This window comes from Usitatibacter palustris (assembly GCF_013003985.1).
GTDB lineage: Bacteria > Pseudomonadota > Gammaproteobacteria > Burkholderiales > Usitatibacteraceae > Usitatibacter > Usitatibacter palustris.
The window spans coordinates 157,544-169,871 of sequence record NZ_CP053073.1; the positions used below are offsets into that span (position 1 = coordinate 157,544).

The 12,328-nt window shown below is 65.9% G+C and carries 14 protein-coding genes; 9 read left to right on the top strand and 5 right to left on the bottom strand.

Annotated elements, in window-relative coordinates:
- The first annotated feature begins 2 nt into the window (after positions 1–2).
- The 9 genes from DSM104440_RS00765 to DSM104440_RS00805 all read left to right on the top strand — a co-directional run bounded on the left by DSM104440_RS00765 (position 3) and on the right by DSM104440_RS00805 (position 8,453).
- The gene (locus tag DSM104440_RS00765; RefSeq protein ID WP_171159835.1) at positions 3–1,151 is read left to right on the top strand and encodes an acyl-CoA dehydrogenase family protein; all 1,149 of its coding nucleotides are present in this window, start codon (positions 3–5) and stop codon (positions 1,149–1,151) included.
- Positions 1,148–1,882: a 2-phosphosulfolactate phosphatase gene (locus DSM104440_RS00770; RefSeq protein ID WP_171159837.1), complete on the top strand. Its 735-nt coding sequence runs from the start codon at positions 1,148–1,150 to the stop codon at positions 1,880–1,882. Before DSM104440_RS00765 ends, DSM104440_RS00770 begins: the two co-directional genes overlap by 4 nt.
- Positions 1,879–2,712, top strand: coding sequence for an SDR family NAD(P)-dependent oxidoreductase (locus tag DSM104440_RS00775; RefSeq protein ID WP_171159839.1), 834 nt, complete (start codon positions 1,879–1,881; stop codon positions 2,710–2,712). The genes DSM104440_RS00770 and DSM104440_RS00775 overlap by 4 nt, the downstream gene beginning before the upstream one ends.
- Positions 2,709–3,683, top strand: a complete 975-nt coding sequence (locus tag DSM104440_RS00780; protein ID WP_171159842.1) for an NADPH:quinone oxidoreductase family protein — start codon at positions 2,709–2,711, stop codon at positions 3,681–3,683. The genes DSM104440_RS00775 and DSM104440_RS00780 overlap by 4 nt, the downstream gene beginning before the upstream one ends.
- A complete protein-coding gene (locus tag DSM104440_RS00785) occupies positions 3,680–4,468 on the top strand; it encodes an IclR family transcriptional regulator (RefSeq protein WP_171159844.1) in 789 nt (262 codons plus the stop codon). Before DSM104440_RS00780 ends, DSM104440_RS00785 begins: the two co-directional genes overlap by 4 nt.
- Positions 4,469–5,142: 674 nt before the next feature.
- On the top strand, positions 5,143–5,373 hold the full coding sequence (locus tag DSM104440_RS00790) for a hypothetical protein (protein WP_171159846.1): 231 nt from the start codon (positions 5,143–5,145) through the stop codon (positions 5,371–5,373).
- 10 nt (positions 5,374–5,383) lie between these two features.
- Positions 5,384–5,596, top strand: a complete 213-nt coding sequence (locus DSM104440_RS00795) for a hypothetical protein (RefSeq protein ID WP_171159847.1) — start codon at positions 5,384–5,386, stop codon at positions 5,594–5,596.
- Between the two features lie 235 nt (positions 5,597–5,831).
- Complete coding sequence (locus tag DSM104440_RS00800; RefSeq protein ID WP_171159850.1) at positions 5,832–6,059, top strand: hypothetical protein; 228 nt, start codon at positions 5,832–5,834, stop codon at positions 6,057–6,059.
- 111 nt (positions 6,060–6,170) lie between these two features.
- Positions 6,171–8,453 (top strand): dynamin family protein, encoded by a 2,283-nt coding sequence (locus DSM104440_RS00805; RefSeq protein ID WP_171159852.1) that lies wholly within the window; start codon positions 6,171–6,173, stop codon positions 8,451–8,453.
- 110 nt (positions 8,454–8,563) lie between these two features.
- Here DSM104440_RS00805 and rng read toward each other — a convergent pair whose 3' ends face one another.
- From rng to nadD, 5 genes are all read right to left on the bottom strand, one after another.
- Positions 8,564–10,018, bottom strand: coding sequence for a ribonuclease G (gene rng / locus DSM104440_RS00810; protein WP_171159853.1), 1,455 nt, complete (start codon positions 10,016–10,018; stop codon positions 8,564–8,566).
- A 194-nt stretch (positions 10,019–10,212) separates the two neighbouring features.
- Positions 10,213–10,818 (bottom strand): Maf family protein, encoded by a 606-nt coding sequence (locus DSM104440_RS00815; protein WP_171159855.1) that lies wholly within the window; start codon positions 10,816–10,818, stop codon positions 10,213–10,215.
- Positions 10,819–11,289 (bottom strand): 23S rRNA (pseudouridine(1915)-N(3))-methyltransferase RlmH, encoded by a 471-nt coding sequence (gene rlmH, locus DSM104440_RS00820; protein ID WP_171159857.1) that lies wholly within the window; start codon positions 11,287–11,289, stop codon positions 10,819–10,821.
- Entirely contained in the window at positions 11,289–11,681 is a 393-nt protein-coding gene (rsfS, locus tag DSM104440_RS00825) for a ribosome silencing factor (RefSeq protein ID WP_171159859.1), read from the bottom strand. The genes rlmH and rsfS overlap by 1 nt, the downstream gene beginning before the upstream one ends.
- Entirely contained in the window at positions 11,681–12,328 is a 648-nt protein-coding gene (gene nadD / locus DSM104440_RS00830; protein ID WP_246212072.1) for a nicotinate-nucleotide adenylyltransferase, read from the bottom strand. Before nadD ends, rsfS begins: the two co-directional genes overlap by 1 nt.

Here is a 12,328-nt window from a genome sequence, read left to right on the forward strand (position 1 = left end):
CAATGGACTTCTCTCTCGCCGAAGAACGGCGCCTCCTCCAGGATTCGATCTCCCGCTACCTCGGCCGCGAATACGCATTCGATGCACGCCGCAAGCACGCCGCCTCGCCCGAGGGTTTCTCGCGCGAGGCGTGGAACCAGTTCGCGGAGCTCGGATTGCTGGGTCTCACCATTTCCGACGCCGACGGTGGCATGGGCGGCACGCCTTTCGACACGATGATCGTGATGGAGGCGTTCGGCCGTGCGCTCGTCGTTGAACCCTATGTCGCCACCGTAGTGCTCGGCGCCGGGATCCTCAGCGACGCCGGATCGCCCGCGCAGAAGGAACAGTGGCTGCCGGCGGTCGCGACGGGCGAGAAGCTCCTCGCGTTCGCGCACTCGGAAGCCGCGGCACGCTACGACACGCGCCACGTGGAAGCCCGCGCGAAGAAGGACGGCGCGGGCTGGAAGCTCGACGGCGCGAAGGCCGTGGTATTGAACGGCGGCTCCGCGGATGCGCTCATCGTGAGCGCGCGTACGTCTGGCGACGCCGGCGACGAGCGCGGCATCTCGCTCTTCCTCGTCGATCCGAAGGCGAAAGGTGTCACCGTTCGCGCGTATCCGACGCAGGATGGCAGCCGCGCGGCGGACGTGAAGCTCAACGGTGTTGCCGTCGGCGCCGATGCGCTCATCGGCCATGCGGACGACGCGCTGCCCGTCATCGAGCGCGCCCTCGACCGCGGCTGCGCGGCGCTGTGTGCCGAAGCGCTCGGCGTCATCGATGCGCTGAACGCCGCAACGCTTGAGTACCTGAAGACCCGCAAACAGTTCGGCCAGCCGATCGGCCGCTTCCAGGCGCTGCAGCACCGGATGGTCGAGATGACGATCCGCGCCGTCGAAGCACGCTCGATGGCGATCGTCGCGGCCTCGGGCATCACGCAAACCGATGCACGCGAGCGTTCGCGCCTCGTGAGCGCCGCCAAGGCTTACGTCGGCCAGTGCTCGCGCTTCGTGGGCCAGCAGGCGATCCAGCTGCACGGCGCCATTGGCGTCACGGACGAGCTGATCGTGAGCCACTGGTTCAAGCGCCTCACGATGATCAACGCGACCTTCGGGGATGCCGATCATCACCTCGCGCGCGTGAGCGACCTCATGCTCTCCGAACGCGAGTGAGCCTGCACGTCATATTCCGCAAGGAAGACCTCGACCGCGAACGACTGGAAGGCAAGGTCGTGATCGTGCTCGATGTCCTCTTCGCGACGACGACGATCGCCGCGGCACTCGCCAACGGCGCGACGGACGTCGTGCCGGTGGTTGATGCCGAGGCCGCGCGCACCGCAGCCTGCGGGCGTGACCCGCGCGGTTACGTGATGGCGGGTGAGTTGAACGCCGTCACGCTGCCGGGCTTCGCGCATCCCACGCCGCTCGCGCTCCTTTCCGAAGCGCCGCCCGACGGCAAGACGCTCATCTATTCGACGACCAACGGCACGGTGGCGCTCGCGAAATCCGCGGGTGCCGCGCACGTCTACGCAGCCGCGCTCGTGAACGCCCGCGCAACCGTGGAGCACGTCCTGCGCCATCACCCGGGCCTCACGGTGCTCATCGTCTGCTCGGGCTCGGTCGAGAACTTCAATCTCGAGGATTTCTACGGCGCGGGCTACTTCGTGTCGCTGTTCGCGCAGCGGGGCGTGACGGAAGGTGCGACGGACGCGGCACTCGCCGCGCAGCGCATGCACGACGCCTCGCCCGCCGTCGATTGCCTCAACGCTTCGCGCGTGGGCCGCATGATGCTCGCCCGCGGCCTCGACGCCGAAGTGGCGTATGCCGCCGCGAAGGATCAACTCGATGTTGTCGCGCGCCTGGACGACGGGCGCCTCACCGCCGTACGGAGCGCACAAGCATGAAAGACCTGCGCGGCAAGACCGCCGTCATCACCGGCGCGGCCAGCGGCCTGGGCCTCGCCTTCGCCAAACACGCCGCGGGCGAGGGCATGCGCCTCGTACTCGCCGACCTCGACGCACCGGGCCTCGCCGTTGCGGCGAAGGAGATCGGCGGCGACCCCGCCACGATGAAATGCGATGTCAGCGTGGCCGCGGATATCCAGAAGCTCGCCGACACCGCGTTCGACCGCTTCGGCAACGTGCATCTTCTTTTCAACAACGCCGGCGTCGCGCTCTCGCGGCGCATGTGGGAATTCTCGGAAGCCGACTGGAACTGGGTGATGGACGTGAACACGACCAGTGTCGCCTCCGCCGTTCGCTCGTTCGTGCCGCGCATGATCGAGAAGGGCGAGCCGGGCTGGATCGTGAACACGGCATCCGCCGCGGGTCTCGTGTCGGTGGGAGCCTCGGGTGCCTACAACGCGAGCAAGCACGCGGTGGTGACGATCTCGGAAACGCTGCGCGAGGACCTCACTGGCGTCACCGACAAGATCGGTGTGTCCGTGCTGTGCCCCGCGTGGGTGCCCACGCGCATCCACGAAGCCGATCGCGCGCGGCCCGATCGCTTCGGTGCAGCCGCGCCCGCCTCGGCGGAGATCCAGGCGATCATCGACAACGTGGGCCAGGCCGTTCGCTCCGGGCGCCTCTCGCCCGACGATATCGCGCGCATCGTGTTCGAAGCGATCGCCGCGAAGCGCTTCTACATCGTTCCCCACGGCAAGATCGGCAAGATGATCCGCGCGCGCATGGAAGCGATCCTCGAGGCGTGCGAGTTCTCCGAGAGCCAGCGATGAAAGCCGTGATCTGCTCGAAGCTCGAGGGCCCGGGCGCGCTCACGGTGGGCGAGCTTCCCGATCCGGTCGCGGGTCCCGGGCAAGTGCTCATCGAAGTGCGGGCGACCTCGCTCAACTTTCCCGACGCGCTGATGGTGCAGGGCCTCTACCAGGTGAAGCCGCCGCTGCCGTTCTCGCCGGGTGCTGAGCTCTCGGGGGTCGTGCGAGCGGTGGGCGAGGGCGTCACGAAACCGAAGGTCGGCGATTCCGTCGTCGCGTTCGCGGGCCACGGCGGTTGCGCGCAACTCGTCGCTGTCGATGTTGCGCGCGTAGCACCCATGCCCGAGGGGCTCGACTTCGACGTGGCCGCGGCGTTCGGCCTCACTTACGGAACGGCACTGCACGCGCTGCGCGACTGCGGTCACCTGCAGAAGGGCGAAACGCTCGCGGTCCTCGGGGCTTCCGGCGGAACGGGCATTGCCGCCATCGAATGCGGCAAGGTGATGGGTGCGCGCGTCATCGCCTGCGCGTCCAGCGTCGAGAAGCTTTCGCTGTGCCGCGCGCACGGCGCGGACGAGACGATCGACTATTCCACTGAAGACCTGCGCGCGCAGCTCGACGCCCTCACGCAGAAGAAGGGTGTGGACGTGGTGTTCGACGCGGTGGGTGGCTCATACACGGAGCCGGCGCTGCGGGCACTCGCCTGGCGCGGGCGCCACCTCGTGATCGGCTTCGCCGCGGGCGAGATCCCGCGCCCGCCGCTGAACCTCGCACTCCTCAAGGAGCGCGCGATCCTCGGCGTCTACTGGGGCGACTGGACGCGCAAGGATCCCGCCGGCCACGCACGCAACATGGCCGATCTCGTCGCGTGGATCCGCAACGGAACGCTCAAGCCCGCCATCACCGAGCGCATCGGGCTCGACAAGGTGGCCGATGCGATCGCACGAATGATCAACCGCCGCGTCATGGGCAAAGTCGTGGTGCTGCCATGAAGGGTTCTTCCGACCGCCGTTTCGTCACCGCGCTCGCGCGCGGCCTGGGAATACTCCGCTGCTTCTCGCGCAAGGACCGCGAACTCGGCAACACCGAGATCGCCAAGCGCACGCGCCTGCCCAAACCCACCGTCACGCGGCTCACATTTACGCTCACCCAGCTGGGCTACCTCACGTACTCGCCCGACACCGGCCGCTACGCGCTCTCGGCGGGAGTGATGAGCTTCGGCCACGCGTATCTCGGCAACCTCGACGTGCGCAACGTCGCGCGCCCGCTCATGCAACAGCTCGCCGACGACATTCGCGCCACCGTGTCGCTGGGCGCGCCCGATCCCAGCGGCCAGCATCTCGTCTATCTCGAGATCTGCCGCAGCGCCCAGCAGATGTTCCACATCAGCCTCGACGTGGGCTCGCGCGTGCCGCACGGCTCGACCGCCATGGGCCGCGCACTGCTCGCCGCGATGCCGCAGGAGTTGCGCGAAGAGAAGATCGCGGGCTATCGCAAGAACACGCCCAAGCCGCAGTGGGACGAAATCGAGGCCGGCATCGAGCGCGCCGTGCGCGACTTCGAGCGCTACGGCTTCTGCCTGTCGGTGGGGGAGTGGAACAAGGACGTCTGGGCGGTCGGCGTGCCGATGACTTCCCGGGAAGGCAACCGCACCCTGGCCTTCAACTGCAGCGGTCCGATCTTCGACATCACCCGCCAGAAGATCATTGCTGAAGTAGGCCCGCGGTTGTTGTCGCTCAGGGACAGGGTGGTGGCGGCGACCGGGGGCGTGTTCTAGCCGCACTGTCATCCTGAGGGCCGCAGTTGCCCGAAGGACCTGCTTTCACGTTGGGGCCATCGACGAAGGGTTGATCCCGAGCCGGCCCCAACCTCTCCATCACAGGCCGCCGATCTCGCTACCCAAACTTGCGCTCGAGATTCCTGGCGCACCGGCGATCCTGCAGCAAGCGGTGGGGGGCCTCTCGTGATCAACCCTTCGTCGATGGCTCAGCGCCGGAACCATCGGGGCGTCTCCAACAGCGGGGCGGCGCTGATCGAGACTTGAAGCCGCGTGCTCACAGCGTTGATCGTCACCGGAGCGGTGATGCCAGCAGCCGCCCGCGACCTTCGACAGCGATGGGTGTGGGTCGAGAGGGGGTGTCACCTAGTGCTGCAGAACGGCGGTGCGCAAGGAATCTCGAGCGACATATGAAGTAGCGAGATCGATCCTCTTCCCGACGTAGTGGGCTCCCCCGGTTCGACCCCACCCATCGATGGCGAAGGTCGCGGGAGGAGAAGCAGGTCCTTCGCACGCTCAGGATGACCCCGCCGACGCCGGGTCATGTGTAATTCCGCACAAATCCGCGTCCACTATTTCATCCGTAGTCCGCTGATCCCTCCACCGAGAATGTCACGGTGGATGCGTACATTGGTCTCCAGCAGCAAACGCAACGAAACACCTGGGAGACACATATGTATACGCACGAAGCAGCCCTGATTCTCGTAGTCGCGATTCCCGTCCTCGCCATCGCCGGCATGAACCTGGCGCTAATGATCGGCGGAGAGCGCGGCACCCTCTTGATGCCGACGAACACCGAGTTCGAAGCGCACGAATGCCCCGCCCTCGTCGTGGGTGCGATGGCCAAGGCGCGCGCGATCTCGATGCCCGCCGCCAACGACGTCGAAATCCAGGAAGTGGCCTAAGCCGCCCGCCATGGAAACCTTCGTCCTGCTCTACGGCCTGTCCTGCGCGTTCGTCTCCCTCCTGGGCGCCGGCGCCTGGCTGGCCGACCGCCGGGCCGCCGCCCGCCGGTCCGCTGCGGCCGAGCCGCACTCGCCGGTCTGGGTGTTCAACAACATGCCCGCCGGGGCGCTCGTGGATACCGAACGGTCGGTCCGGGAATCGTCCAAGCGGAGTTTTGCGTGAAGATCATGATTAAACAGCCTTTTTCGCGCCGCCGCCCCTCCTGGCGCCAGGGTTTCGTGGCCTTGGCGCGCCAGGCGGAAGCCGAAAAGGGGCCCGAAAGGGCACTTCGTCCCCGGCTTTCGCCAGTTCGTCGCATGGCGCTGGTTGGCTAACAGGGGGACGCCTAAATTGGCGTCCATGCGCTGCATCTGAAACAGCGCCGAACCCAAAACCAGCCAAGCCAAGGAGCCCGAAAATGAACCTGATCCAAGAATTTGCCCTGCTGTTTGCCGTCGCCGCCCCCGTCCTGACCATCCTCGGGATGAACCTGATGCTGATGTTCGAAGGCGAGCGCGGCACCCTGATCTTCCCGAGCCTGTCCGCCGAGATGCTCTCCGCTCCCCAGGGCGAGACGCCGGTGGCCCCGGTCCGGAACGTCCCCGCGAACGACCCGCACTACCCCGACTTCCGCCACGCGGCGTAAGGGCAGCGCCGGGGCCGCGGCCCCGAACAAAGGTCTCCTTCGCACGACGGCAACACCTTGAAAGGCCGGACAAATGTCCGGCCTTTTTTTCGCCTCCGGTATAGTGCGGGGATGAGCGCCGTACCTGCCTCGACGACCCGTTTCGAAGCCGAGATCGCCCGGTACAACCGCTGGCGCGACGAGCTCACGCAATCGGTCCACGCGTACCACGACTGGCTCGAGGGCAATGGCCACCTCGACGTCCAGCAATCCATCCGTTTCTACGACCTGCTCGAGAACCTGAACAAGGGCCGGTTGATGCTCGCCTTCCTCGCGGAGTTCTCGCGCGGCAAGTCCGAGCTCATCAACGCGCTCTTCTTCTCGAACTTCAAGGAACGGCTCCTGCCTTCCGACGTGGGCCGCACGACGATGTGCCCCACGGAGATCTTCCACGACCCGAACGAGGAGCCGTACCTCAAGCTCCTGTCGGTCGAGACGCGCTACCGCGACGAATCGATCACGCAGCTGAAGAACCACGCGGTCGAGTGGAGCAAGATCCGCCTCAACACCAACTCCGCGGCCGACATGCAGAAGGCGTTGAAGGCGCTCGCGGATACCAAGAAGGTCTATGCGCTCGAGGCCCGGATGCTCGGCCTCGCGCCGATGTTGAACGAGAAGGGCGAGCTGCCCGGCGAAGAGGAGCTGGTCGAGGTCCCCGCGTGGCGCTACGCGATGATCAACTACCCGCATCCGCTGCTCAGCAACGGCCTCTCGATCCTCGATACCCCGGGCCTCAACGCGCTCGGCATGGAGCCCGAGCTCACGGTGAGCACGATCCCCAGCGCCCACGCGGTTCTCTTCCTGCTGTCGATCGACACCGGTGTCACGAAGAGCGACCTCGAGATCTGGGACCGCTACGTGCGCCCGGGCCTGCCGCAGAAGATCGCGGTACTGAACAAGATCGACCTCATGTGGGACGAGCTGAAGACGCCGACGGATGTCGACCGCGCGATCAACCGCATGATCGAGACCACCGGCCAGCAGCTGAACCTCCCGAAGGAGCGCATCTTCGCGCTCTCGGCGCAGAAGGCGTTGCTCGGGAAGATCCGCGAGGACGCGGGGCTCGTAAAGCGAAGCGGCATCGAGAACCTCGAGCGCTTTCTCGCCGATGAAGTCGTGCCGCTGCGCCGCTCGATCCTGTGCAAGGCCGTGGTGAGCGAGATCGGCGGGATGATGGCCTCGTCGCGCGCCTCCGTCGGCAAGCAGCAGGAAGCCAACCAGATGGCGGTCGCCGAGCTCCAGGGCCTGCAGGGCAAGAGCCGCGACGTCGTCACCAAGCTCTGGCAGAAGATCACGTCGGAGAAGAACGCGTACAACTCGGCGCTCGCCGAGTACAAGGTGAACAACGCGCAGTTCAACGCCAAGCGCTCGGCGCTCATGGACATGTTGAACCCGCAGAAGCTCGACATGGCGCTCGCGAAGAGCGCGCAGTCGATCGAGGATTCGTGGACCACCGTCACGCTCCAGCGCGGCATGCGCGAGCTCACGCGCGCGATGAGCGAGGACTTCGACACGGTCTACAAGGGCAGCGAGGACATCAAGAAGCTGATGCAGAGCGTGTACAACACGTTCATCCAGAAATTCGGCTTCCAGAAGATGCAGATTCCCTCGCTGGATCTCGAGTTGCACAGCACGAAGCTGAAGCTCCTCGTGGTCGACACCGACGCCTTCGCCAGCGACCCGGTGAACGTCCTGGGCCTCGAGAAGAGCTTCCTCGTGAAGAAGTTCTACCGCACGCTCGTGAACCAGGCGCGCGCGATCTTCACCGACGCGAAGATCCAGACCGAACGCTGGATCCAGGCGGTGACGCTACCGCTGGAAACGCAGATCAAGGACCACAAGCAGCAGCTGCAGTCGCGCCTGGACAACCTCGCGAAGATCAACGAGAAGACCTCGTCGATCAACGAGCAGATGACCAAGCTGAGGGAAATCGAGGCCGATCTCCTCAAGCAGCGGCAGATGATCGAGGGGCTGATCGCTCGCGTCTCCGCCCAGGAAGAGCGCACGCCGATTCCCGATACGGTGAACACCTCGTCGGTTCGTCCGCCCAATCCCTCGGTTCCGCCCGAGATGATGCAGACGACGAGGCTCGCCAGCTTCGAAGCACCCAAGCCCAAGGCGGCCGCGCCCGCCGCGCCCGCGAAGCCGCTCATCTCGGATGACCTCATGTCGGAGATCGGTCAGGCGAAGCCGGCCGCTTCTGCTCCTGCTCCAGCTCCCGCACCTGCCGCCGCGAAGCCTTCGGACCTCGAGAAGACCCAGCAAGTCCCGGCGCTCGATCCCAACTGGCACCCCGAGGCCACGCAGCGCCTCGACGTCACGCCCAGCGACAAGACGCAGCGACTGCCGTCCTGATTGTCATCCTGAGGGGCGAATGCCCCGAAGGACCTGCTGGAACAGCGCCGCGGATTTGTTAACCCCCTAAAGCAGGTCCTTCGTCGCTGCGCTCCTCAGGATGACAGTGGCTAGACGAGAATCACGTCGAACTGCTCCTGCGTGTACGCCGTCTCCACCTGCATCGAAATCGGCTTCTTGATGAAGTCGCCGAGCATCGTGAGCGCCTGCGATTCCTCGTCGAGGAAGAGGTCGATCACCTTCTGCGAAGCGAGGATGCGGTATTCCTTCGCGCCGAACTGGCGATCGGCCCGCATGATCTCGCGCAGGATCTCGTAGCCGATCGTCTGGGCGGTCTTCAGCTCGCCGCGGCCTTCGCAGACCGGGCATGGCTCGCACAGCACGTGCGCGAGCGATTCGCGCGTGCGCTTGCGCGTCATCTCCACGAGCCCGAGTTGTGAAAAGCCGTTCACGGTGACGCGCGTGCGGTCCTTCGAGAGCGCCTTGCGGAACTCCGCGATCACGGCGTCGCGGTGCTCGGCGGTGTCCATGTCGATGAAGTCGACGATGATGATGCCGCCGAGGTTCCGCAGCCGCAGCTGGCGCGCGATCGCCTGCGTGGCCTCGAGGTTGGTCTTGAAGATCGTGTCGTCGAACGAGCGCCCGGAAACGAAGCCGCCGGTGTTCACGTCGACCGTCGTGAGCGCTTCGGTTTGGTCGATGATCACGTAGCCGCCGCTCTTCAGGTCCACGCGCCGTCCGAGCGCCTTCTCGATCTCCTCCTCGACGGCGAAGAGATCGAAGAGCGGGCGCTCGCCCGAGTAGTGCTCGAGCAGCGGCAGCGCCTTCTGCGTGTAGCGCGCCGCGAAGTCGCTCAACTTCTGGAAGTTCTCGCGCGAGTCGCAGATGATGCGGCCGGTGTTGCTGGTGACCAGATCGCGCAGCACGCGGGTGGCGAGCGCGAGATCCTGGTAGAGCAGGGCCTGGGGGGCGGCCGTCGTCGCCGATTCCTGGATCTGTTTCCAGAGCATCACGAGATACTCGACGTCGGCTTTCAACTCGACTTCCGTCGCGGTCTCCGCGACCGTGCGCACGATGAAGCCACCCGATTCGCCCTCGGGAATGAGCGCGTGGAGTTTCTCGCGCAGGTGCTCGCGCTCGACTTCGTCCTCGATGCGCTGGGAGATGCCGATGTGCGGATCCTGCGGGAGGTACACGAGCAGGCGCCCTGCGAGCGAAACCTGCGTGGAAAGCCGCGCGCCCTTCGAGCCGATCGGATCCTTCACCACTTGCACAAGGAGCGTCTGGCCTTCGGAGAGGATGCGCTCGATGGGCCGCGGCTCGCCGCCGTTGGTGCGCGCCGACCAGATGTCGGCCACGTGCAGGAAGGCCGCGCGGGCAAGACCGATTTCCACGAAGGCACTCTGCATGCCCGGAAGCACGCGGCACACCCGCCCCAGGTAGACGTTGCCCACGATCCCGCGGCTGGAGTCGCGCTCGACGTGCAGCTCCTGCACGGCGCCCAGCTCCGTGACCGCGACCCGCGTCTCCTGCGGGGTGACGTTGATGAGGATTTGCTCGTTCATCTGGAACCCCCAGCGTGAAACCAGGTTAGTCCGCAGATAAACGCAGATAAACGCAGATGAAGGGCAAGGTGGTCGGCCCGTGGCATGCACCTCGCAATTCGAAAATGGGTCGCTATCCTCTAGCCTCTTCCTCCATCACGAAATTTCCATCTGCGTTTATCTGCGTTTATCTGCGGATACAAAGATTTTCGGTCTCAGGGGACCGTTACCCCGAATTCTCTCAGGAGCCGGGCGGTTTCGCACAACGGCAGTCCCATGACACCGGTGTAGCTTCCTTCGAGGCGCTCGACGAAGGCGCCGGCGCGGCCCTGGATCGCGTACGAGCCGGCGCGGTCGAAAGGCTCGCCGGTGGCCACGTACGACTCGATCTGCTCGGGCGTGAGGGTGACGAAGGTGACGAATGATTCGCTGACCACGATCTCGAAGCGGCTCTCGAAGATCATCGCGACCGCAGTGAGTACGCGGTGGCGCGTGCCCGAGAGGAGCTTCAACATCCGCTCGGCGTCGTCGCGATCGAAGGGCTTGCCGAGGATCTCGCTGCCGAGTGCGACGGTGGTGTCGGCGGAGAGCACGGGTTTGCGCTGCAGCCCGCGGCGCATCGTGACGCGCTGCCATCCCGCTTCGGCCTTGAGGCGCGTCACCCGGCGCACGTAGTCATCGGGCTGTTCGCCCGTCAGCACGGCCTCGCTCGTCTCGGTATCGGCGCGCATGCCCTCGCGAAAGAGCAGCGGCTCGAATTTCACCCCGATCTGCTGGAGAAGCTCCCTCCGGCGCGGGCTCCGGGAAGCAAGGTAGATCATCTACTCGCGATGATACGGATGTTTGGCGAGGATCGACCAGGCGCGGTAAAGCTGCTCGGCGAGGAGCACGCGCGCGAGCGCGTGCGGGAGCGTCATGACGGAGAGCGAGATGAGCTTGTTGGCGCGTTCCTTCACGGCCTCCGAGAGGCCATCCGCGCCGCCGATCACGAAGGCGGGGGCCGTTCCGTCGCGCATCCACTCGGACAGCATCACCGACAAGCCCTGCGTCGTGACGCTGCGGCCGCGCTCGTCGAGCGCAATGAGGGTCGCGCCATCGGGGACCGCCGCGAGGATGCGCTCGCCTTCGAGGGCCTTTGCCTTCTCGACTGTCTTTCCGGAACCGCGATCGTCGGGCTTCAATTCGGTGAGCTCCACGCGCAACTCCGGCGGCATCCGGCGCGTGTACTCGTTGAAGCCTTCCTGGATCCAGCCGGGCATCTTGTGGCCCACGGCGATGATCGCCAGCCGCATCAGCGCCTCGAGCGGATCTTGGCGACGGGCACGCTGGAATTGATCGGCTTGTCGAACTTGCCCTCGTTCCAGAGCTCTTCGAGGTTGTAGTACTCGCGCACCGCAGGCTGCATGACATGCGCGACGACGTCGCCCGAATCGACCAGCACCCACTCGCCCGAATCCTCGCCTTCCGTGCCGATGATCATGCAGCCGGCCTCGCGCAGCTCGTCGGCGACGTTGCGCGCGAGCGCCTTCGTCTGGCGCGCGGACTCCGCCGTGGCGATCACGATCCAGTCGAACATCGCGGTGACCTTGCGCACGTCGATGGCGATGATGTCGCGCGCCTTGATGTCTTCGAGCGCGGCGATGACGAGCTTCTTCTTGGCGAGGGTGGTGAGCTTGCGCGGCATCAGGCGTAGAGCTTGTGGGAGCGGATGTATTCGACCACGGGGTCGGGCGAGAGGTAGCGGATCGACGAACCGTCCTTCACCTGCGCGCGAATGGAGGTCGAGGACATCGCGAGCGGCGTCATGGCGAAGGTGATGATCTTGCCCGCCGGCTCCGACGTGAGCTCGCGGGCGTTGAGCGTGATGCGTGGCCAGATTTCCTTGGGATACGCGCCCGGGCCCTTCGAATTCCACTCGGCGTCGTCGGCGCGGATGGCGACCGCGAAATGCGCGAGCTCGAACATCTCCGTCCACCGGTGCCATTCGTTCACCTTCGCGAACGTGTCGGAGCCGACGAGGAACACGAGTGGCACGTCGGGGCCGCGCTCGGCGCGGATCTCGCTGAGCGTGTCGAAGGTGTACGTGGGGCCCGCGCGCTCGAGCTCGCGGTTGTCCACGTCGAAGCGCGCGTCGCGCTGGATCGCGAGCTTCACCATCGCCAGGCGCTGTTCGGCACTCGCGTGCGCGTCGCGGCCGCGGTGGTAGGGAAGCCCGGCGGGAATGAACACGACCTTCTCGAGGCGGAAAGCCTCCGCGATCTCCGTGGCGAGCCGCAGGTGTCCGAAGTGGATCGGGTCGAACGTGCCCCCGAAGAGTCCGATGGCGGCCAA